15 protein-coding genes are annotated in these 22,599 nt (G+C 43.9%); 8 read left to right on the top strand and 7 right to left on the bottom strand.

Features of this window, described 5'->3' with window-relative positions:
* Positions 1 to 21: 21 nt before the first annotated feature.
* The 3 genes from prfA to BQ7489_RS08050 form a co-directional block, all read right to left on the bottom strand.
* Complete coding sequence (prfA, locus tag BQ7489_RS08040; protein ID WP_072530603.1) at positions 22 to 1,131, bottom strand: peptide chain release factor 1; 1,110 nt, start codon at positions 1,129 to 1,131, stop codon at positions 22 to 24.
* A 25-nt stretch (positions 1,132 to 1,156) separates the two neighbouring features.
* Positions 1,157 to 2,326, bottom strand: a complete 1,170-nt coding sequence (locus BQ7489_RS08045; protein ID WP_072530604.1) for an AIR synthase-related protein — start codon at positions 2,324 to 2,326, stop codon at positions 1,157 to 1,159.
* Between the two features lie 65 nt (positions 2,327 to 2,391).
* Positions 2,392 to 3,897 (bottom strand): glycoside hydrolase family 10-like protein, encoded by a 1,506-nt coding sequence (locus BQ7489_RS08050; protein WP_072530605.1) that lies wholly within the window; start codon positions 3,895 to 3,897, stop codon positions 2,392 to 2,394.
* 165 nt (positions 3,898 to 4,062) lie between these two features.
* Here BQ7489_RS08050 and BQ7489_RS08055 point away from each other — a divergent pair, with 165 nt between their 5' ends.
* The 5 genes from BQ7489_RS08055 to BQ7489_RS08075 all read left to right on the top strand — a co-directional run bounded on the left by BQ7489_RS08055 (position 4,063) and on the right by BQ7489_RS08075 (position 12,865).
* Positions 4,063 to 5,496, top strand: a complete 1,434-nt coding sequence (locus tag BQ7489_RS08055; protein WP_072530606.1) for a carbon starvation CstA family protein — start codon at positions 4,063 to 4,065, stop codon at positions 5,494 to 5,496.
* Positions 5,497 to 5,501: 5 nt separating this feature from the next.
* Complete coding sequence (locus BQ7489_RS08060; protein ID WP_072530607.1) at positions 5,502 to 5,990, top strand: hypothetical protein; 489 nt, start codon at positions 5,502 to 5,504, stop codon at positions 5,988 to 5,990.
* A 23-nt stretch (positions 5,991 to 6,013) separates the two neighbouring features.
* On the top strand, positions 6,014 to 7,270 hold the full coding sequence (locus BQ7489_RS08065) for a hypothetical protein (protein WP_072530608.1): 1,257 nt from the start codon (positions 6,014 to 6,016) through the stop codon (positions 7,268 to 7,270).
* Positions 7,271 to 7,462: 192 nt separating this feature from the next.
* Positions 7,463 to 9,571: a hypothetical protein gene (locus BQ7489_RS08070; protein ID WP_072530609.1), complete on the top strand. Its 2,109-nt coding sequence runs from the start codon at positions 7,463 to 7,465 to the stop codon at positions 9,569 to 9,571.
* A gap of 69 nt (positions 9,572 to 9,640) precedes the next feature.
* Complete coding sequence (locus tag BQ7489_RS08075) at positions 9,641 to 12,865, top strand: DUF4450 domain-containing protein (RefSeq protein ID WP_394334077.1); 3,225 nt, start codon at positions 9,641 to 9,643, stop codon at positions 12,863 to 12,865.
* A 141-nt stretch (positions 12,866 to 13,006) separates the two neighbouring features.
* On the opposite strand, the gene BQ7489_RS08080 is transcribed toward BQ7489_RS08075, so the two are convergent.
* The 3 genes from BQ7489_RS08080 to BQ7489_RS08090 form a co-directional block, all read right to left on the bottom strand.
* The gene (locus tag BQ7489_RS08080) at positions 13,007 to 14,647 is read right to left on the bottom strand and encodes a rhamnogalacturonan acetylesterase (RefSeq protein ID WP_072530610.1); all 1,641 of its coding nucleotides are present in this window, start codon (positions 14,645 to 14,647) and stop codon (positions 13,007 to 13,009) included.
* Between the two features lie 7 nt (positions 14,648 to 14,654).
* Entirely contained in the window at positions 14,655 to 17,426 is a 2,772-nt protein-coding gene (locus BQ7489_RS08085; RefSeq protein WP_072530611.1) for an alpha-L-rhamnosidase, read from the bottom strand.
* 115 nt (positions 17,427 to 17,541) lie between these two features.
* Positions 17,542 to 18,675, bottom strand: coding sequence for a glycoside hydrolase family 88/105 protein (locus BQ7489_RS08090; protein ID WP_072530612.1), 1,134 nt, complete (start codon positions 18,673 to 18,675; stop codon positions 17,542 to 17,544).
* Between the two features lie 307 nt (positions 18,676 to 18,982).
* On the opposite strand from BQ7489_RS08090, the gene BQ7489_RS08095 reads away from it, so the two are divergent.
* Positions 18,983 to 20,260, top strand: a complete 1,278-nt coding sequence (locus BQ7489_RS08095) for a rhamnogalacturonidase (protein ID WP_204352767.1) — start codon at positions 18,983 to 18,985, stop codon at positions 20,258 to 20,260.
* A gap of 164 nt (positions 20,261 to 20,424) precedes the next feature.
* Here the strand turns inward: BQ7489_RS08095 and rplS are convergent, their stop codons facing one another.
* Complete coding sequence (gene rplS, locus BQ7489_RS08100) at positions 20,425 to 20,778, bottom strand: 50S ribosomal protein L19 (protein WP_072530613.1); 354 nt, start codon at positions 20,776 to 20,778, stop codon at positions 20,425 to 20,427.
* Between the two features lie 202 nt (positions 20,779 to 20,980).
* On the opposite strand from rplS, the gene BQ7489_RS08105 reads away from it, so the two are divergent.
* Together BQ7489_RS08105 and BQ7489_RS08110 are read left to right on the top strand one after the other, a co-directional pair.
* The gene (locus BQ7489_RS08105; protein ID WP_113745284.1) at positions 20,981 to 21,736 is read left to right on the top strand and encodes a 5'-nucleotidase C-terminal domain-containing protein; all 756 of its coding nucleotides are present in this window, start codon (positions 20,981 to 20,983) and stop codon (positions 21,734 to 21,736) included.
* 13 nt (positions 21,737 to 21,749) lie between these two features.
* Positions 21,750 to 22,595: a bifunctional metallophosphatase/5'-nucleotidase gene (locus BQ7489_RS08110; RefSeq protein ID WP_072530615.1), complete on the top strand. Its 846-nt coding sequence runs from the start codon at positions 21,750 to 21,752 to the stop codon at positions 22,593 to 22,595.
* Positions 22,596 to 22,599: the final 4 nt, after the last annotated feature.

The raw sequence follows: 22,599 nt of genomic DNA on the forward strand, positions 1-22,599 counted from the left end.
TTATTTACATTATGTTTCGGCTTATAATTCACTTTCTTTTAAACGTTCTGCGTTCTCCGCAACAATCAGGTGGTCGATACAGTCTTGGATGTCACCATCCATGAAGGCAGCCAGATTGTAAATGGTGTAGTTAATGCGGTGATCGGTAATACGCCCCTGCGGATAATTATAGGTCCGGATCTTTGCAGAACGGTCGCCTGTACTTACCATGGTTTTACGCTTGGAAGCGATATCGTCAATGTATTTCTGGTGTTCCTTGTCGTAGATGAAGGTACGTAAACGTGCCAATGCCCGTTCCTTGTTTTTAGGTTGGTCACGGGTTTCGGTACATTCAATGAGAATTTCTTCCACAATTCCGGTGTTAGGATTTTTCCAGTTGTAGCGTAATCGTACTCCTGATTCCACTTTGTTGACATTCTGTCCTCCTGCACCGCCGCTTCGGAATGTATCCCATTTGATTTCTCCTTCGTTGATTTCTACATCGAACGGTTCTGCTTCGGGTAGTACTGCTACAGATGCTGCCGATGTATGTACGCGTCCTTGGGTTTCTGTTGCAGGTACCCGTTGTACCCGATGTACTCCCGATTCATACTTTAAGGTTCCGTAAACTTTTTCTCCTGTAACAGAACAGATAATTTCCTTGAAACCGCCGGCAGCCCCTTCGTTGGCACTTGAAACTTCCAGCTTCCAACCTTTCGACTCACAATATTTAGAATACATGCGGAACAAATCACCTGCAAATATTGCAGCTTCGTCTCCTCCTGTACCACCACGGATTTCCAGGATGGCATTGCGGTCGTCCTGAGGATCGGCCGGAATCAGCAGTAATTTGATCTCTTCTTCCAGTTCCGGTATACGTGCTTCATATTTAGCTGCCTCTTCACGGGCCATTTCTTTCATTTCTGGATCACTTTCCGACATCATCATTTTAGCCTCCTCCAAGCCGTTGAGGCATTGCAAGTACTCTTTACGCGCGGTCATCAAGTCACCCAGTTCCTTATATTCTTTAGTCAGTTTGACATATCGTTTCTGGTCGGCAATTACATTCGGGTCGGTAATCAATGTCGAGACTTCTTCGAAACGTGACATCAAGCCGTCCAGCTTCTCTAGTATGGTATTATGTTCTGCCATTTTATTCCTTAATTATGGCAGTTGATTAATATGTAAATTCTCCGAATTCAGAACGGATAATCAGTTCTTTGTGATCGCTTTCTTCAATGCGTCCGATAATCTGAGCATCGATATTGAACGACTTGCTGATTTCGATTACCTGTTCTGCATGTTCCGGTGACAGATAGACTTCCAGACGATGTCCCATATTGAAAACCTTATACATTTCGTCCCAGTCGGTACCACTCTGTTCCTTGATAGTACGGAACAAAGGAGGAACGGGGAAGAGGTTATCTTTAATGACACGGCAGTTGTCGCCTACAAAATGCAGGACTTTTGTCTGTGCTCCGCCCGAACAGTGAACCATACCGTGGATCTGCGGCCGTAGGGCATCGAGCAGTTTTTTGACTACAGGGGCATAAGTCCGTGTAGGAGAAAGAACCAGTTTTCCGGCATCCAATGGAGAGCCTTCTACGGCATCTGTCAGTTTGAGTTTACCGCTGTATACCAGTTCTGAGGGTACGGCGTGGTCATAACTTTCCGGATATTTTTCTGCCAGGTATTTGCTGAATACATCGTGACGGGCACTGGTCAGTCCATTGCTCCCCATACCGCCGTTATATTCTTTCTCATAAGTAGCCTGGCCGAAAGAAGCCAAGCCGACAATCACATCTCCCGGACGTATGTTGGCGTTGTCTATTACATCCGAGCGTTTCATACGGCAAGTTACCGTACTGTCTACAATAATGGTGCGTACCAGATCGCCTACGTCGGCTGTTTCACCACCTGTCGCATAGACTCCTACACCCATGTCACGAAGTTCGGCCAGCAATTCGTCAGTACCGTTGATAATGGCTGAAATCACTTCTCCCGGTACCAGCAGTTTATTCCGGCCGATTGTAGAAGATACCAGAATATTGTCTACTGCCCCTACGCACAACAGGTCGTCGATGTTCATGATCAGTGCATCTTGTGCAATTCCTTTCCATACGGACAGGTCGCCTGTTTCTTTCCAGTACAGATAGGCCAAAGAGGATTTTGTTCCGGCTCCGTCGGCGTGCATGATGTTGCAGTATTCCGGGTCTCCACCCAGAATATCCGGAATAATCTTGCAGAATGCCTTAGGGAATATACCTTTATCAATGTTTTTGATTGCGTTATGTACATCTTCTTTTGATGCTGAAACGCCACGCATCATGTATCGTTGATTGCTCATGTGATATGATTAAGTTTATTATTTCAATAGTTATGCAAAAGTAATGATTATTTTGCTTATTCCCATTAATTTTTCAAATTACTTTCTTGAAGGAAAGGCTTATTCATCGGTAGAGGCATGCTTTCATTTCCACAGCGGTCTGTTGCTGTTACCGCCCAGTAGATCCGTTCATTCCATGGCAGTTCAGGAATATAGGTATATTGGGTTGAATCAGTACGTATCTCTATCAGATTTTGGGGGTCTTCAATATTTACCGGATATTCATTGGATGCGTATATGCGATAGAATACAGGTGTGGCCAGATTGTCGGTAGATGGTTTCCATGAAAGTCTGACTCCTCTATCCAACGGTTGGAAATACGGTTCTGAAGGGGCAGACGGTGCAATGCTGTCAATCCATGTCATGGGAGGGACCACTGCCGGTGTAGTATAGAATTGTTCTTTGAGTTGGTCAAATAACCCCTTTGTATTATCTAGCAGGAATCTGTTCCGGAAATAGGCTTGCCCGTCTAACTTGATGCTGCGTATGAAGTATATTTGCCGTACTATTTCATCCAGTTTCCAATTCTGCTCCTTAGGATGAAGAAAATAGATTCCTAGACCAGGTATAATCCATTTCCCAGACTTGTTTTCCTGCCAGTCAAGGGCAAACGGGTAGAAACTGTTGCCTTGAAAATACATCATGGGAAACAAGGCGTCATGAATACCTTCTTTCAACCATGCCTGGGCGTCCTGGTATACTGTTTCGTATGCATTCCAGCCTCTCGACGGGTATCGTCCGGTATCATTGTATTTTCCGATGGGAGAGCTGCTGACCTTTACCCATGGCTTCAGTTTTTTTGTTTCGGAATAAAGTCGTCGTACGATATTGGTTATGTTATTCCTACGCCAATTTTTCAACGGTTGTTTTTTGCCGTATTTACGGTAAGTTGCCTGGTCTGGAAATTTTTCGCCTTGTTCCGGATAGCGGATATAGTCGAAATGTATACCGTCTATGTCGTAATTGGCAACGATTTCATGTACCAGACTTGCCAGATAATCGGCTGTTCCCGGATTTCCTGGGTTGAGGTACCAACTATCTTTGAACCGGGTACAGATACCCGGATGTTTTCTAGTTACAGAGTTTTTCCCTAAAAGTCGTACCTGACGAAGGTTTCCTATAGGAATGGTGACAAACCATGCATGCAGTTCCAACCCCCGTTTATGACATTCGTCGATTGCGAATTTCAATGGGTCATAACCTGGATTTTGTGCTTCGTGTCCGCTGAGGGATTCAGTGAAAGCTTCGATTTTAGATGGATAGATAACATCTCCCCGTACACGTGTCTGCAAAAGAACGGTATTGAAATTGGCTGCCTTCAGTTTGTCCAATATGTTGCATAATTCTTTTTTTTGGCGTTCTATGCTTCCGGCACTTGTCGCTTTTTGTGACGGCCAGTCCAGACCTCCCAATGTCGTGAGCCATGTAGCTCTGATTTCATATTTGGACTGTATGGATTGTCCTGAGACTGGGGTCCTATATACAAATCCGCATAGAGATAAGAATAGGATTATTATTTTGAAATGATACATATCTGTTGTTTTTGGGTGTGGCAAATATACAAACAATCTATGGGATGGAAGGTTGCCCCGGCCTTTTTATTTGGACTTAATAATGAATGAGTAAATTTTATTATATAAAAATATTGACTATCCTTTTAATTTGTTATTTTTGCCGTCGTTTTAATAAAATTACATATGATAACATTTAGTATAGCTTTGGTTTTGTTACTGGTTGGCTATTGGGTCTATGGGAAATACATCGATAAATTATTTGCTCCTGATTCTTCTAAAAAGACTCCGGCACTGACTATGGCCGATGGAGTGGATTTCATACCTCTTCCCACCTGGAAGATTTTTATGATCCAATTTCTGAATATTGCCGGTCTGGGACCGATATTCGGAGCTATAATGGGAGCGCAGTTTGGTACGGCTTCTTATTTATGGATTGTATTGGGTACTATATTTGCCGGTGCCGTGCATGATTTTCTTGCCGGGGGCTTGTCTATCAGGCATTCAGGAGAAAGTCTTCCTGAAATTATCGGACGTTTTCTTGGTAACCGTACCAAACAAGTAGCTTGTGTGTTTACAGTGTTGCTCATGATTCTTGTTGGAGCAGTCTTTGTTTCCGGTCCCGCTGAGTTGCTGGCTGGTATGACTCCCGATTCCTTGAATATTTATTTCTGGATCGTAGTGATTTTCATTTATTATGTGTTGGCAACCCTGATGCCTATTGATAAAATTATCGGAAAGATTTATCCGTTGTTTGCTTTTGCCTTATTGTTTATGGCAGTAGGTATTTTAGTCATGCTTTATGTAAAGAATCCTGACTTGCCGGAAATGTGGAACGGTTTCGGCACAAAATACGAAAAGAATCCGATATTTCCGATGATGTTCATTTCTATTGCCTGTGGGGCGATAAGCGGATTCCATGCTACACAATCTCCGTTGATGGCTCGGTGTATTACCAATGAAAAACATTGCCGCCCCGTATTTTATGGTGCCATGGTGACGGAAGGTATAGTTGCGTTGATATGGGCTGCAGCCGCTACTTATTTTTTCCATGAAAACGGGATTGTAGATGAAGCTACCGGTATAGCCTATTCAGGTGCAAAGGTAGCTACCGACATTTCAAATGATTGGTTGGGGACTTTTGGTGGCATCCTGGCTATTTTAGGTATTGTTGCTGCTCCTATTACCAGTGGTGATACGGCTTTGCGTTCTGCCCGGCTTATTGTTGCTGATTTTCTGCATATGGAGCAGCGTTCCATACGTCGTCGTCTGATGATCTGTATTCCTATATTCCTGTTGACTATGGGGTTGTTACTTTACAGTTTCGGTGATGCTGAAGGATTCAAGATTATCTGGAGATATTTTGCATGGTGTAACCAGACATTGTCTGTCTTTACATTATGGGCCATAACAGTATGGTTGGTATGTTCAAAGAAAAATTATTGGGTGACTTTGATACCGGCGTTGTTTATGACGTGCGTATGTTCAACGTATATATTGATAGCACCGGAAGGTCTTGCATTGGCTCCGTCTGTTGCATATCCGTTGGGAGGATGCTGTGTCATCATAGCGGTTGTCTGGTTTGTCGTTTGGTTCAGAAAATATAAGAAACTGAGTTAAAGAGTATGAAAAAGATACTGATAGTTTTTATCTTGTTGATGGGATGCATTCAGGCGAATGCGCAGTTTGAGAAAGGTACATGGTATTTGAATACTTCGTTGACTGGTTTGAATCTCTCTCATAGTAAATATGAAGGAACTAATTTCGGATTGAGTATAAGTGGAGGGGCCTTTATCTGTGATAACTTGTCTGTTTTGGTTGGTTTTAAAGGCGAATATGTTGAGAATGGCCTAGATGAGACGAGTCTTGGAGCCGGAATGCGTTACTATATAGCTGATAGTGGTGTGTATGGTGGGTTAGGTTTGGCCTATAAGCATTTGTCGAATGGAGCTACCCGGAAAAATATAGTATGTCTTACTCCCGAATTGGGTTATGCTTTTTTCTTGAGCAGGACGGTTACAATTGAGCCTGCTGTATATTATGACCTGAGTTTTAATGATTGCTCTGATTACAGCAAGTTGGGTGTGAAGATAGGTTTTGGTTTTTATTTTTAATGGCAAACAGTTGTTTTGATAGAATGAAAAAATATTGTTTATTGTTGGCTGTTCTCTTGGGTGGAACAGCCAATGTTTTTTCCCAGAAAAAGGGGTTTGACTATAATTTTTACGGACAGGTCCGTACGGATTTGTTCTATAACAGCCGTTCCAATTCTGAAACGGTCGACGGTTTGTTCTATATGTATCCATTGGATAAAAATCTTGATCCCAATGGGGAGGACTTGAATGGAAATTCCAACAGTGATTTCTATACCTTGTATACACGGTTGGGGGTAGATATTAATGGGCCCAAACTTGGGAAAGCCAGGACTTCAGCCAAAGTGGAGGTCGATTTTCGTGGATCAGGAACAACTTATTCCTTATTCCGTGTGCGTCATGCCTATTTCAACCTGGCATGGAAAAAGTCAGCTTTGCTGGTTGGTCAGACATGGCATCCTTTGTATGGTGATGTATCCCCTGAGATTCTGAACCTGAATATGGGAGCACCTTACCAGCCTTTCAGTCGTGCTCCACAGATCCGTTACCGTTATAGTGACCGTCATTTTCAGCTGACAGCTGCAGCTGTGTGGCAGTCGCAGTATCTGTCTGTAGGTCCGAAATCCAACAAAGCCGGTGAAACAGGTACGCAGAAGAGCCAGGAGTTCATAAAGAAAAGTTGTATGCCCGAATGGTATGTCGGAATGGATTATAAGCATACGGGGCTGATAGCGGGAGCAGGAGTACATGTGAGTTCTATAACACCTCGTGTGAATTCGGAAGTGACGGATGATAATGTCACTACCACCTATAAGGTTGATGAACGGATTACCGGTGTGTCGGCCGAGGCGCATGTCAAATATGTACGGCATAACTGGCTGGTGGCAGCGAAAAGTGTATTAGGTACCAATCTGACTCAGACCAGTACGGTCGGTGGGTATGGCATTACTCATATTGATCCGGTTACGGGCGAACAGGCATATACTCCATTGCGTACTTCCGCTACGTGGGTAAATGTCGCTTACGGGAAAAAATGGCGTCCTGCTTTGTTCTTTGGCTATCTGAAGTCGTTGGGTGCCAGTAAGGAAGTCATAGATGTATTAGGGACAGGAACCGGATTGGGGCAGCTGTTTACCGGTACGGCCGAACTCACCTATAACGTTCCTCATTGGAAGTTCGGAGCTGAATATTCTTTGTGTAATGCGTGGTATGGCGATGAGTTTGACGCTAAGGCGAAGGCTACGGAATCACATACAGTAATGAATCATCGTCTGGTGTTGACAGCCTTGTTCCAGTTCTGATATTGAGATTTATATTTATAACAGTTGACCGGGAGGACGGAGAATCGTTTTTCCGGTCTTTTTATTTTATTGGTTTCTAAATAAAAGGTAAAATTCGTGCCATTTGTCTGTAAAATCTATGTGTTTTATAATATATTGTTTATTTTCGTGGGCGATAACGAACTTAATCTAATTATAAAACCAATGAAAAACATGAAAGGTTGGGTATATTCTGTAGCTGTCCTGATGTTGGCAGCATGTAGTACACAAAAAACAGAACCGATTGACCGGTTGGCTTTGGTTACCCGTAACAATCCACAGGTAACAGCTGTTGATTCTCTGTCTTCTTTATCGGTTGGTAATGGAGGATTTGCCTATACGGTAGATATAACCGGACTGCAGACATTTCCCGAAGTATATAGTAATGGCGTCCCGTTGGGAACACAGAGTCAATGGGGGTGGCATAGTTTTGCCAATCCTGAGAAATTCAGGAGAGAAGAATATTTGAAAGAGTTTGATTTTGGAAAAGGGCATAAAGAGTTATATGCCTGTCAGTTTAAGGAAAAAGGCCGTCAGCATGATGCTTCCGAATGGTATCGCATCAATCCTCACCGTCTGCATCTGGGGATTGTAGGATTGGAAACAGGTGATAGTGTAACTGTTTCACAAGTGAAGGATATCCATCAGACTTTGGACATGTGGAATGGAGAGATTGACAGCCGTTTTAGTTTGGATGGCACTGCTTATCATGTACAGACTGTGTGTCATCCTTCCTTGGATATGATTGCGGCCCATATTTCTTCACAGATCCATCCTGCGGTCAAGTTACGTTTTCCGTATCCTACCGGAAAACATAGTGATGATGCTTGTGATTGGAATTCCGATGACAGACATTCCACGACTTTACTTACCCAGGATGCTCATTCGGCTGTGTTGAAACGTGAATTGGATTCTACTGTTTATTATGTGACGGTCTGTTGGGAAGGTGAGGCAACTGTTACAGAAAAGAAAAAGAACTATTTTGTTCTGACACCGGCAGATACGGTATTGTCGTTTACCTGCCTGTTTACTCCGGAACAACCGACAGTTCCTGATATAACATTTGCCCAGGCCGAGAAAGCTTCTGCTGCTTATTGGAATGGTTATTGGCAAAAGGGAGGCGTGGCCGATTTTTCTCAGTGTACTGATCCGCGGGCCAAGGAGCTGGAACGCCGTGTAGTGCTGAGCCAATATTTGTTGGCTATACAATGTGCTGGATCCACTCCTCCTCAAGAGACAGGACTTACGTATAATTCCTGGTTTGGGAAGTTTCATATGGAAATGATTTGGTGGCATCAGGCCCAATTTGCCTTATGGGGACATCCCGAACTGCTTGACCGTACGTTAGGATGGTATGGTACAGTAGAACCTGTAGCCAGGGAAATTGCAAGTCGCCAGGGATACGACGGTGTACGTTGGATGAAGATGACTGACCCTAGCGGTGAGGAAGCTCCTTCAAATGTCGGTAGTTTTCTGATATGGCAACAACCTCATCTTATTTATTTGGCCGAACTGGTTTATAGGGCAGACCCTTCAGACAGTATCATCCGGAAGTATAATCCGTTGATTCAGGAAACTGCTGCCTTTATGTATTCGTTTGCTACATATGATAAAGGGAATGACCGTTATGTACTGAAAGGTGCTATTCCTGCACAGGAAACTTTGAAGGCAGCCGAAACTGTCAATCCTCCTTTTGAATTGTCTTACTGGCATTTTGCTATGGAAACAGCCCAGAAGTGGCGGGAACGTGCCGGTATGAAGCGAGTTCCGGAATGGGATACGTTAATAGCAAAACTTTCTCCTCTGGCTTATAATGAGGATAAATTGTATCTGGCGGCCGAAACTGCAACAGATACCTACAAGGATATCCGTTTTACTTCTGATCATATGGCTGTATTGGGGGCTGTGGGTATTTTGCCATTAAGTAACCAGACTAATGTGGAGTATATGAAGAATACGCTTCATTGGGTCTGGGATAACTGGAACTGGAACAAGACATGGGGATGGGATTATCCGATGACAGCCATGAATGCGGCCCGTTTGGGAGAACCTGAGAAAGCGGTAGGTGCTTTGCTGATGGATAAACGTACCAATACTTATCTGGTGAATGGTCATAATTATCAGGATGGCAGGTTACGTATCTATTTGCCGGGCAATGGCGGGTTGTTGACTGCGGTTGCCATGATGTGTGCTGGATGGGATGGATCGGAAGGAATTAATCCTGGATTTCCGAAAGACGGCAAATGGAATGTTCGCTGGGAAGGTTTGAAGCCATTGCCTTGATTGTCGTTCCATTATACTTTAGTAGTTTGCATGATTATGAAAAATGTCCATTATCTTTGGTTTGCTTTGATGACTATTGGTTTTTTGCCGGGATGGTCACAGTCCAGACAAGCAAAAAGAATAGGTGATTTTATTGAGTCTACTTCTTATAATGAGGATAAGAGAGGAACTGTACGTCGGCTGCAGTATTATCCGGAAGGTGATGACTTTGTCTGTGTGAATGGAAAAAACCGGTTTACACGGGCACTTTATGGAAGTTGGTCGCCTTTCCGTCTGGAGACGAGCGACCGTCCGGTTTTTGCTGCTTATGATAAGAAAGAGAGTAAGAATATCCGTTTTAGTCTTCAATGTGGTACTTCTGTTCTGGCTCTTGATTCCATAGACTATTGTGAGGCCAGGTATACGGCCGGTCGCCGTACCTATTCATTGAAGGACGAGGCTTGGAAGGGTGGAATATTGTCTGTATCTGTCTTGGCTTTTCCGGATGTTGACGGTGCAGTATGGAAGTTTGAAACAGAGAATATGCCCAAGGATGCTGTGTTGCATTGTTACATTTCTGAGATCCGTGCCAAGAAATTGAACCGTAATGGAGATATGGGAGCCGATCCTCCCGGTTGTTTCGAGGCACCTGAACATCCGGAGCAATTGAAGCAATATGATTTACGGTTAGATAAAGAATCTTATTTGATACTGGAGAATCTGGATCTTCGTATTCCGACATTGGCGGAAGGAAGGATGTTATACGGAAAATCGGAGAAGGCACGTGTGAGTCTTGTGTCCAGAGTAAAATTTATAACTCCTGATCCTTATATCAATACGTTGGGAGGAACACTTGTTGCCGCTGCTGATGGTATTTGGGACGGAGAGGTATGGTTGCATGGGGCTGTAGGCTGGCGTATGCCTTTAAGCGGTTGGCGGGCTGCCTATACTGGTGATGCGTTAGGGTGGCATGACCGTGCCCGTACGCATTTTGATGCTTATGCAGCCAGTCAGGTAACTGGTGTGCCTAATACTATTCCACATCCGGCCCAGGATTCTGCTATGCATTTGGCCCGTTCTGTAAAGAAATGGGGTACACCTCAGTACAGCAACGGTTATATCTGCCGTAATCCTCACCGTAATGACCAGATGCATCATTATGACATGAACCTCTGTTATATAGATGAGTTGTTGTGGCATATGAATTGGACCGGCGATGTAGATTATGCACGTAAAATGTGGCCTGTCATTACCCGTCATCTGGCTTGGGAGAAATTGAATTATGATCCGGATAATGATGGCCTGTATGATGCTTATGCCTGTATATGGGCAAGTGACGCCCTTTATTATAATAGTGGTGCCGTAACTCATTCATCGGCCTATAATTACCGTGCCAATAAGTGGGCTGCTGAAATAGCGGCCAAAATCGGAGAAGATCCTGAACCTTACCGGAAAGAGTCGGAGAAAATTCTGCAGGCTATGAATACTCGTCTTTGGATGGCTGATAAAGGACATTGGGCCGAGTTTCAGGATTTTATGGGATACAAGCGCTTGCATGAAAGTGCGGCTGTGTGGACTATTTATCATGCCATAGACAGTGAGACCGCCGATCCTTTCCAGACTTACCAGGCTACCCGTTATATTGATACTTCCATACCTCATATTCCTGTAAAGGCCGAAGGGTTGCCGGATGAAGGATATGAAACCATTTCAACTTCCAACTGGCTTCCATATTCTTGGAGTATCAACAATGTAGCGTTTGCTGAGGTGATGCATACTGCTTTGGCCTACTTTCAGGCTGGGCGTGCCGAAAGTGGTTTCAAATTGTTGAAAAGTTCTGTGTTGGATGGAATGTACGTGGGAGATAGTCCGGGTAACTGGGGACAAGTGAGTTTTTATGATGCGGCCCGAGGAGAGTGTTACCGTGATTTTGGGGATCCTATCGGAGTGGCATCACGATTGTTGATACAGGGATTATTCGGGGTTTTACCCGATGCTTTGCATGATAAGGTTGTTATCCGTCCGGGATTTCCTATGGATTGGGATAAGGCTGCATTTGAAATGCCGGATGTGTCTTATTCTTTTGAGCGGAAGGGAGAACAGGATGTGTACAAGATTTCCAGTCATTTTGTGAAGCCTTTGGATGTTGACTTGCAGTTGAATGTGCGTAAAGAGCGTATCGGTTCGGTGACGGTGAACGGAAAGAAAACCGGATGGTCAGTCATTCCTTCAGCCAACGGTTATCCGGTGATATCTATAAAGATTCCGGCAACTGTTTCTGAAGCGGAGGTTATGATTGTATGGAAAGGGGGAGAACTGGCCGATTTGACAGGTAAAGAAATGCTTGTGGAGACAGGCGCTTCCTTGAAACTTGATATACCCTCGGAAGTTACAGTTACGGAAGTATATGATCCTCAACGTATATTGGAAAGTTATGACATGGGGTCCGGAAAGCATTTTTCAGCAATTGTAAATGCTGTATATGGGCATCATACCATTTTTATTAAAACCCGACAGGGGAGTATGGAATGGTGGCAACCTGTCAATATATTTATTCCGGAACGGAAAGAATTCAGGCCTGATTTTGATGATATTGATGCGGCATCATGTCGGATGGTAGATATGGATCGTTTCCTGAATGATTCGGTAACTTCTATTTTTAAGGAGCAGTATTATTCTCCTCGTTCTCCATATACTACCTTACAGCTTCCGGTTCAGGGAATAGGGGAATGGTGTCATCCATTGCTTAGCGCTACGGTCGATGATTCGGGCTTAAGAAATCTGATTCACGATAATAAGTTTGTAACAGGTTTGGGTATACCGTTCCGTTTGATGAAAGAAGGAAACAATATTGCTTTCACTTCGCTTTGGGACAATTATCCCGATCGTATTTCAATTCCGTTGTCTGGTAAGGCTTCGCATGCCTATCTGTTACTTGCCGGAAGTACTAACCATATGCAATGTCGTATAGCGAATGGGATAGTTACCGTAGAATATGCAGATGGTACATCCGATCGTCTGACACTGACTAATCCGGACAATTGGTGCCCGATAGAGCAGGATTTCTATGTAGACGGTGCTGCATTTACGGTGCCTGATCCCCGTCCTTACCGCTTGCATCTGAAATCAGGGAAAGTAAGCCGTGATTTAGGAAAGGAATTGGGGATAACCGGTGTATATGGACGGGAAATAGACGGTGGGGCAGGAGTGCTGCTTGATATGCCTCTGTCATCCGGAAAGGAATTGAAGTCGTTGACACTGGAAACTCTTGCAAACGATGTAGTTATAGGTTTGATGGGAGTTACTTTACAATAATAGGGTATTGCCTCTTTAGAATCGTAAATCTCTTTATTCTATAAGATCTATAAAAAATCACCCGGGTAAATAAGTCTGGTTAGTCTTATTTATCCGGGTGATTTGCGTTTATTCTTTCTGCCGGCTATTTTGTAGCCAGGTTTATTTCAGATAATCTTTCAGGTTACAATCTGACTGGAGCAGGCCTTCAGCAATGCTTCGGGCATTCAGTCTTGCTCCTTTGAGTGAGAAGTGGGTGTGGTCTCCGCAATAATAGACACCGACTTTCTTCAGACCTTTTTCATAGCCAAGTTTCTGTAATTTGCTACCTGTCAGTTTGTTGAGGTCGATATAATAGGCTCCGGTTGATTGGGCGGCTTCAGCCGACCATTTGCCGAATGAAGTAGCGTTGCTCTGTATTTTCCCGTTGTCCCACATGTTACGTGGAGTATGGCTCAATACGATAGGGATAGCTCCCTTTTCTTTGGCATCCATTACGAATTTTCGGATGTACCATCCGAAAGTGTAGACTACATCATATTGTTTGGTCGCTTCCATCAGAAAAACTTTACTTTCATTGCCGGAACCTGGGAGTTCGGCACGTGCCTTTCCTGTGTTGATTGGTCCTGCATCGTTATGTCCGAACTGCATGATTACATAATCACCCGGTTGTAGAGCATTATATACCTTGTCCCAATAGCCTTCTTCCAGAAAAGTTCGGGCACTTCTACCTGCTTTAGCACAATTCTCGACAGTAATACGTTTGTTGTCGAACAGTTCTCCTATAACACTTCCCCATCCCCACGGGCCGTCTTTATCCTTGTCCTGGTTGTGTACAGTGCTGTCGCCTATAGTGAAAAGAACCGGGCATCCCGGTTTCCTGCTTGATCCTGTTATTGTATCTTTGACGATGGGTTTCAAATATTGCGCAAGTTCCAGACCGGGGCAGTTACGTATGCCTTCTGCTGCCGATTCGGCATTGACACGGGCACCGAATGTGCTGGTATGGATGCGGTCAAGATAGAACATATATTTTACCTTTTCTTTACCGAATTTCTCGAATTTACGTGCCGTGATTTCATTCAGATCGATGAACGGTACGTTTTCTGCTTCGGCTACTTGTTTGGCCCAAAGGCCGAAAGTCTGGTTTACACGGATAATAATGGTGCTGTCTTTGTCATCCCAAGCGTTACGGGGTGTGAGTGAAAACAGAATCGGGTGCGCTCCTTTGGCTTTTGTTTCTTGGATATAGCGGCGCATGTATTCTCCGTAAGTATAGACTGTATCTCGTACTCCGGTTTCTTTGATAGTGACAATCAGGCTGTCGTTCCCGATTCCGGGGATGGATGCACGGGCTCTGCCGCTATCGTACGGACCATTATCGTTATGTCCAAGTTCAATGATGACCCAATCGCCTTTCCGGACACCTTTCAGAACGTCTTTCCATAAGAATTTGTAGAACGTACGGCTGCTGGTTCCTCCTAATGCATGGTTTTCTACTGAAATCTTATTTTCGTCAAAATATTCATGAGCAAAATAGCCCCATCCCCACTGGCCGTTATTTCCGTTACCTAATGTTCCGGTTCTCATAGTTGAATTACCGACCAGAAACAATACCGGATTCTGTCCTTTGCGAGTTGATCCGGCTACCGGGCGTACGGTCTTGGCCTTGTTCAGACTATCGAGGGTGAGGTCAATTACTTGGTTTACGTCTTTCATGGGCGCAGCTACCTGTTGCTGTGCCCAGGTGCCTGTTACAGCGAAAGCCGAAAGCAGGCATAGGATTAGTTTATGTTTTTTCATTTTCTGTCTATTTTGAATAGGAAACCGGAATCAGGCGGACATTTCCATTCAGTCCTGATGGCAGTGGTTCCCAATTGTCATAGGTTCCTTTCTTATAATTCAGTTTGGCAATATTGATATCTTTGAAGATACGCCATTCCACTTTTTCTCTGTCTAGTTCGGCAATGCGGTTAGCTGGCAGGTTAGTCACTTCTACTTCAATCAAGTTCTTACCCGGTTTCAGCAGGCTGCCTACAGTGAGGCGGAATGGGACGGCCCATACTATACCCGCATCTTTCCCGTTAATTCGTACACGGGCACTTTCTCTGACGTCACCCAAGTCAAGAATCCAGTTGTCAGCTTTCAATTGCGGCAGATCCATTTCTATCGAATAAAGTGCTGTGCCCATATTTGTCTTGGCTTCCGGACGGTCTATTCCAGTCCATGAGCTTGGTGTGTCGATAGTGTATTCGCCGTCAATAGTCGGAGTGCTTTCAATGAACTTCAGTTTCCATCCATGGTCAAGGCTTAGGCTGTATGTTTGCTCTTCCGGATATTTCCACTCCGGTTCACCGGCCAGTGATTTTCTGAATGTCTGTATAATGATACTTTCTCCCGATTTGAGCTGCAGGCGGACCTGTGTCTTTCCGTTCTGTACACGGGTCTGTGCCACACCTCTGTCACCGTTCATCGGGTTGAACAGCATAACAGACGTTTCGGGAACATTCAGGGGCACCCAAGCATCTATGTCTTTAGGTTGCAGGCACGAAACGAAGTAATGATGTCCTTCCGGATTTGTACGGCGGATGAACTGCAGGCCACATTGGGTTTTCAGGGATTCTGCCGGGACACCACTCATTTCGAGCGTCTTCCGATAGTCGGACCCGATAATGATTCGTCCTTTACCTAAGCTGAAACTTTGTGACTGGTCGAACGAATGTGTTTCTGGTAACTGACTGATAATCTGCTTGAAAATGGCCTGTCTTTTCTGTAGCTGGCTGTAACCAGGGACATCTTTCGGGTAGTGTTCGACAAATATGATAGTAGCACCCTGACGTGCCAGTTCTATCAGTTTCTTCAGGGTCTTTTCCGGCATCATCTCAACGGCCGGCACAATCAGTGCCTTGTAATGGGCTCCGCCTTCCGTTACCAGTTTTTCTCCTTTACATTGGGTGGATGTTACAAATTTGTCGGAAATATAGTCTACGTCATAACCGTTGGAAATGATAGTTTGGATTGTCTTGATGAATTTAGGTGCATACTGGTCCATTTTGTGGATGTCAAAGGCAACCATTCTTCCCGGAAGTTCCTCCCACATGTCGTAGATAGGCAGATATACCAGAAAATCATTGTCGGGTTGTCCCATCTGCAGGAATGACTGGCATCGTGTAATGTAGTTGAAGAACGCCGGAGCATCACGCCATATTGTATTGCTGGGCGACATGTTAATGCTGGCGTAGAACAGCCATCCCGGCCATGCTATATTTTGGGGGGAATATGGTGTTCCGTGGAAGAACATATGGTTTACTCCCGAAACGAACATCAGGTCCATATCAGGTTTGCATTGTGACAGGGATGTGCGGAAGTGTTCCGTAAGCCAGGTGAATGTTTCGGATGATGTATAAGTTTTTCCAGCAATGTGTGCAGCCGATGAGGCGTATTTCAGCATAGAAATATCTGAGAAGTTTGGTCGGGTCAGTGAATCTATACGCAGGCCCTTGATATGGAAGTCAGTCAGACCGAAGCCTTCACACTCTGGAATATCTACAGCGGCGTAGACGTCAATCAGGTTGGCTGGAGAACCGTGTGCCTGATTGCGTGTAGTGCTTCCGTGGCGGTGAGCCCATGCTGTCCACTGTTCCGTGAAGTTTTCCAGCAGCATTTCCCCCATTGTTTCACGGTAGTCTGAAACGATACGGCGGGTTGTTTCGGGACGTTCCTGATCCAGAAACTCCAGAAAATGGTCTTCAAGCTTGTAGCCTCTGCGCCGCTGGAATTCCTCGAGAAGGCTAGGCGACCAGTCGGCACCGTACACTTCGTATGAATCGTTGAAGAATGTACGTGGGTAAGGCGTATGGGTATTTTTGAATGCCTTGTCGAATTTGGACAGGTATTTTTTTACAGCATTGGCATCCAGGTGGTCAATAACCAGTCCTTCACCGCCGGGAGCGGCTCTTTTTACCTTTTGTAGTGTTTTGCCGATAAACAAGGCGACTAGTTTCCATTTTCCAGACGGGGCTTTCCATTCAAGTGTTCCGTTTGAGACCTTATTTGTCAGATTGAGGATCTGTCCGTTTTCACTGTATGCCATCAGTCGACTCAATCGGGCTATTTTCTGCTGTTTCTTTTCTTTCGGATCTGTAATTTCTATTTTCAGTGAAATATTTTTGCCTCCTTCTGTTTCGAACTTTTCAAATATGGCCTTGGTAGCTGCTTCTTCGGTTGTTACTTCCGGCCCGCCGAAGGGCCATCCTGTACCATTGTTCATGTCAATGTCTATACCATTCTGTTTTCCGATAGTCTGGCAATATCTGAGCATTTCCATCCATTTGTCGGACAGATAAGGGATGTCATTACTTTCATTACCTATGACGCCATAAATAGGGGTAATTTCCAGAGAGCCTAATCCGGCAGCCCCATATTTCTGAAGGTTATAGCTGAGGTTTTCTTTATCGACAGCACTTCCCAGCCACCACCAACGGCTACCTGGTTTGGCTTCGGGTTTCGGCTCCGGCCAGTTCTGTGCTTGTGCTGTGCCTCCCAAAAGCAGTAATGCTATCAGCATGTCGGTCGTTTTCATGTCTTTAAGATTGGATTGATTAAATATCCCTTATCTGGCCTGGAAGGGAAACAAGCCAGAATAAGGGATATGCCTATAAATTTATAACTATGAAAAAAATATTCTCGGGTTGAGTTTATTGGAGCTTATACATTTCAGTTCCTCCAAGAAGGAAACATCCGGTCCCGAAGTCGTCAAAATCCGGAACACTGTCGTAAGTGACAGGTTGTCCGTCTTTCGGTTCTTTACCGGTACCTTGTACATATCCCAAAAAGCCGTTCGGATGAACTGCGTCCTTAACGATGGAGTTCCATGCCTTCACTACAACGGGCAGATATTCGTTGCGGTCAAGAATTCCGTTGCGGATGCCCCATGCCATTCCATATACGAATAGAGACGTACCTGTCAGTTCCTTTCCTCCATAGTTGGTTGGGTCATGCAGACTGACATTCCAGAAACCGTCTTCCCGTTGGCATTTCTTCAAGGCCTTGCTCATGATGAGGAAGTCATTGATGTAATCCTGGCGATGTGTTTCATTGGCTGGTATTTCATCCAGTACACGGATCAATGCGGCGTATACCCATCCGTTTCCTCTGCTCCAGTAACAATCTTCTCCGTTGGGTTCTTTATAGGGTGGGTCAAAATCTTTGTCACGCCACCATAATCCGTCCTTCAGATTAAACATTCCGTTTTCTCCCAGCTTGTTTCGTGTATATTCATACATTTTCCACATTTTGTCGAAATATTTCTGATCGCCGGTCAGTTTACCCATTTTGGCTAATGCCGGCATACCCATCTGTATGGCGTCAATCCAAGTCCATTCATCCACTTGAGGGGTATTGACCAACATGTTAAGGTTCGATTTTACGAATTTGAGGATTTCAGGTTTCGGATAAATGTTATAGATATCCAGGTATACTTGTCCGCATGCGTAATAGTCGGCATGACGGACTGCTGCTCCTCCACTCATGTTCCAGTTGTGGAAATTCCCCCATTCGTAGGCGTAGTCAAAGTATTTTTCCTGAGGATGGATGGTATAGAGAGCCATCAGTCCTTCATAGTAAATCGTACGGGTCCATATGTTGCTTGGACGCATTTTACCGACAAAGCTTGGAAGGCGACAGTCGGGATTTTTCTTCATAAAATAATCGTTGACTTTAATCAGTGTCTTGAGCGTTTCCTGTCGGTCGGGTACTGGTACAGATTGTGCCTGGATGTTACAGAATCCTCCGAACACAAGGAGTAATGCTGCGATCAAGTTCTTTTTCATGGTATTTAGGGTTTATAATCTTTTGTTTTTACAAAAATAGATATAGTATCGGTTCTTCAAAATAGAATATCGTACAGATTTATCGATTTCTGTTCATTTCAGTACAGATATGGTTCATAAATCGCATTTGTGTACAATTTAATAGGAATATGTATATTTACCTATTCTGAAATATGAAATGATAATTTATTTTTGCAAATAGAAAATCGAAAGGATTAATGACTAATCATTTAATTTTATGAATCTATTGAATAATTTTTGGAATCGGAGTCTGGCTTTTGTTGCGATAGTGCTGTGTTTTGTGCAGATGTCTGCAAAAGATCTGTTTCCGGACGGGACTCCAGTTCCCGATTGGTTCCGCCAGACCGAAATTGTGAAATTGCAGGACTTGGGTAAGAGTTACCGTATAACCGATTACGGAGTTGTGAATGACAGTACGATTGTGCAGACAGAAAAAATCCAGACGGTCATAGATAAGGCCTCACAGGAAGGAGGCGGTGTAATCTATGTTCCGGAAGGAACTTTCTTGAGCGGTTCTTTGTTCTTCAAGCCGAATACACATCTGTATATAGAAAAGGGTGGTACATTGAAGGGAAGTGATGATATCAGTAATTTTGAGGTGATCGATACCCGTATGGAGGGACAGAACTTGAAGTATTTTGCCGCTTTGGTTAATGCTATCGGTGTTGACGGATTTACTATTTCGGGTGAAGGATGCATTAACGGTAATGGTTTGCGTTACTGGAAATCATTCTGGTTGCGAAGGAAAGTAAATCCCAAATGTACGAATCTGGAAGAACTCCGTCCCAGACTTCTGTATATTGCGGATAGCGACAATATTCAGTTGTCTGGTGTGAAATTGATGAATTCACCGTTCTGGACCACACATCTGTATCATTGCAATAACGCAAAATTGCTGAATCTGTATATTTTTGCTCCGGCAGCGCCGGTGAAGGCCCCGAGTTCGGACGCGATCGATATTGATGTCTGTGAAAATGTGCTGGTCAAGAACTGTTACATGTCGGTCAATGACGATGCTATCGCCTTAAAGGGGGGTAAAGGGCCGTGGGCCGACCAGGACAGTATTCATAACGGGGCTAACCGTAACATCATTATTGAGGATTGTGTATATGGTTTCTGTCACAGTGCGTTGACTTGTGGAAGCGAATCGGTACATAATCATAATATCATTCTCCGCCGTTGTCAAATAGACAGAGCACAACGTTTGTTGTGGCTGAAGATGCGTCCGGATACTCCGCAGGTCTATGAGTATATAACAGTAGAGGATATTACTGGAAAAGTTTCAAGTTTTCTGTTTGCAAAACCCTGGACACAGTTCTTTGATCTGAAGGGACGTAAGGACATCCCGTATTCATATTCAAACAATGTAACGATGCGGAATATCAAGATGGAATGTGATGTGGTGTTTGATGTGGTAAAGGCTGAAGACCAATATAAGCTTTCTGACTTTACGTTTGAAAATCTGGATTTGAAAGTGAATAAGGATTCATACATAAATAAAGATATTGTAAATCAGTTTGTTTTCAAGAACGTAAAGGTTAATGGTAAAGAGATTACAGATTGATGGGGTAATGGGGCTTCCATTGCATTGCCTGTCATATTTGTTTTCAAGAAACAGGGTCCGTCTGATTTTTTATCAGGCGGATTTTTGTGATTATACAAAACAAAAAAGCCAATGTCCTGAAGGACACTGGCTTTTTTGTATGTAAGGAATGATAAGTCTTCAGATTACACGTTAGCGCGTTTTTCCTGAATTCTGGCTTTCTTACCTGTAAGAGCACGCAAGTAGTACAATTTAGCACGGCGTACTTTACCGATTTTGTTAACAGTGATGCTGTCGATAGCCGGAGATTCCAATGGGAAAATACGTTCAACACCTACAGTTCCTGACATTTTACGTACAGTGAAACGTTTCTTTTCACCGTGACCTGAAATTTTGATAACAACACCGCGATATGACTGAACACGTTCCTTGTTACCTTCAACGATACGGTATGCTACTGTTACTGTGTCACCTGCTTTGAATGAAGGATGCTGTTTGCCAGTAGCAAATGCTTCTTCTGCAATTTTAATTAAATCCATTTTTTTTCTTTTTAATAAATTGTTTATCGTTACCAACGCAACATATCAAGTAACTCTTCTTGACAGCGATTACGCGAAAGCGGTGCAAAGTAAGTGATTTTTTGTGATATAGGCAAATATTGGTCCTATAAATTTAATCCCTTTTTTGCTCTGATATAGTTTTTTGCGTATATTTGACCGACTAAAAACAACTTGAATGGAAATGAAGAGAGTAATAATCTATGGGGCGCTGGTCGGTGCCCTGTTCTTTACAGCTTGCAGTTCCGGCTATTCATTGATGTCGGTTGAAGGGGGAAGGGTCCCTGTTACAAAGGAATATGATGTGAATTCCGATGAAGTGGCTGCGCAGATTCTTGAACCTTACAAGCATAAGATAGACAGTGTGATGGCTCCGGTCATCGGTCATGCTGCCAACCGCTTGGAAGCTTATCGTCCTGAATCTCCGTTATCGAATCTTATAGCCGATATTTTGGTGAGAAGTTCCAGCGAAAAGGCGGGGATCAAGGCTGATGTAGGAGTGATGAATATGGGAGGCATCCGTAATATATTGAATGAAGGTGAGATTACGGTAGGTGATATTTATGAAATTGTACCGTTTCAGAATGCATTGGCCATTGTAACGATGAAAGGCGATATCCTGTTGGAGCTTTTCAAGGATATGGCTGCTGTACATGGGGAAGGATTGAGCGGTGCCCGGTTAGTCATATCTAAAGATGGGAAACTGATTGACGCAAAGGTAGGTGGTAAGCCGGTCGATCCGGAAAAGGAATATCATGTGGCGACTATCGATTATTTGGCTGAAGGGAATGATCGTATGGATGCATTTAAGAAAGCCATTACAAAGACTCAGCCGAAAGATGTTGTTTTGCGTGATTTGTTGATTGATTATGTAAAATACTGTGATGCCAAGGGGGAGTTTGTTGATGCGAAGGTTGAAGGACGTATTGTTGAACGGTAAGGAGGAATAGAAGATGAAAAAGTTTTTTATTATGATTTGTGCCTGCCTGTTTGTCGGATCTGTATCGGCCCAGGCAGATAAGGAACTGCTTATTTTCCATACAAACGATATGCATAGCCGTGTGGAACCTTTTTCTGATGATTATCAGGATACGCTTCTGGCCGGTAAGGCAGGAATGGTAAGACGTGCTACCTTTATCAGTCGGCAGCGGAAGGAACATCCGGATCTGCTTTTGTTCGATTCGGGTGATTTTTCTCAAGGTACACCTTATTATAATATGTTCAAAGGGGAGGTTGAAATCAAGTTGATGAATGCAATGAAGTATGATGCCGGCACAATTGGCAATCATGAATTTGATTTCGGGCTGGACAATATGGCCCGTCTGTTCAAAATGGCTGATTTTCCTATCGTTTGTGCCAATTATGATGTGAGGGGAACTGTACTGGAAGGACTGGTGAAGGAATATACGGTCATTGAACGGGAAGGGGTGAGAATCGGTGTCTTCGGCCTGGGTGCTCCTCTTGACGGATTGGTTGCCGCCCATTGTTACGGTAATGTGAAATATGAGGATCCGGTTTCGGAAGCACAGCGTATCGCTGATATTCTGAAGAATCAGGAAAAATGTGATCTGGTAATCTGTCTGTCACATTTGGGATGGATGGAGGATCAGTTTTCGGATATCGAACTTATAGAAAATACACGGAATATTGATGTCGTGCTAGGAGGACATTCACATTCTTATTTCACGGAACCTAAATTCTATAAGAATCTGGATGGTGTGGATGTACCGGTCCAGCAGATGGGTAAGAATGCCGCCTTTGTCGGTAAGATGGTGTTGAAGTTGCAGAAGAATCGATAAATAG

This window comes from Bacteroides ilei, from assembly GCF_900128495.1.
In the GTDB taxonomy this organism is placed as follows: domain Bacteria; phylum Bacteroidota; class Bacteroidia; order Bacteroidales; family Bacteroidaceae; genus Phocaeicola; species Phocaeicola ilei.

Excerpts from the sequence above, each read along its gene's own strand:
- prfA (WP_072530603.1), bottom strand. The coding sequence starts at position 1,131 with ATGGCAGAACATAATACCATACTAGAGAAGCTGGACGGCTTGATGTCA.
- BQ7489_RS08045 (WP_072530604.1), bottom strand. The coding sequence starts at position 2,326 with ATGAGCAATCAACGATACATGATGCGTGGCGTTTCAGCATCAAAAGAA.
- BQ7489_RS08050 (WP_072530605.1), bottom strand. The coding sequence starts at position 3,897 with ATGTATCATTTCAAAATAATAATCCTATTCTTATCTCTATGCGGATTT.
- BQ7489_RS08055 (WP_072530606.1), top strand. The coding sequence starts at position 4,063 with ATGATAACATTTAGTATAGCTTTGGTTTTGTTACTGGTTGGCTATTGG.
- BQ7489_RS08060 (WP_072530607.1), top strand. The coding sequence starts at position 5,502 with ATGAAAAAGATACTGATAGTTTTTATCTTGTTGATGGGATGCATTCAG.
- BQ7489_RS08065 (WP_072530608.1), top strand. The coding sequence starts at position 6,014 with ATGAAAAAATATTGTTTATTGTTGGCTGTTCTCTTGGGTGGAACAGCC.
- BQ7489_RS08070 (WP_072530609.1), top strand. The coding sequence starts at position 7,463 with ATGAAAGGTTGGGTATATTCTGTAGCTGTCCTGATGTTGGCAGCATGT.
- BQ7489_RS08075 (WP_394334077.1), top strand. The coding sequence starts at position 9,641 with ATGACTATTGGTTTTTTGCCGGGATGGTCACAGTCCAGACAAGCAAAA.
- BQ7489_RS08080 (WP_072530610.1), bottom strand. The coding sequence starts at position 14,647 with ATGAAAAAACATAAACTAATCCTATGCCTGCTTTCGGCTTTCGCTGTA.
- BQ7489_RS08085 (WP_072530611.1), bottom strand. The coding sequence starts at position 17,426 with ATGAAAACGACCGACATGCTGATAGCATTACTGCTTTTGGGAGGCACA.
- BQ7489_RS08090 (WP_072530612.1), bottom strand. The coding sequence starts at position 18,675 with ATGAAAAAGAACTTGATCGCAGCATTACTCCTTGTGTTCGGAGGATTC.
- BQ7489_RS08095 (WP_204352767.1), top strand. The coding sequence starts at position 18,983 with ATGTCTGCAAAAGATCTGTTTCCGGACGGGACTCCAGTTCCCGATTGG.
- rplS (WP_072530613.1), bottom strand. The coding sequence starts at position 20,778 with ATGGATTTAATTAAAATTGCAGAAGAAGCATTTGCTACTGGCAAACAG.
- BQ7489_RS08105 (WP_113745284.1), top strand. The coding sequence starts at position 20,981 with ATGAAGAGAGTAATAATCTATGGGGCGCTGGTCGGTGCCCTGTTCTTT.
- BQ7489_RS08110 (WP_072530615.1), top strand. The coding sequence starts at position 21,750 with ATGAAAAAGTTTTTTATTATGATTTGTGCCTGCCTGTTTGTCGGATCT.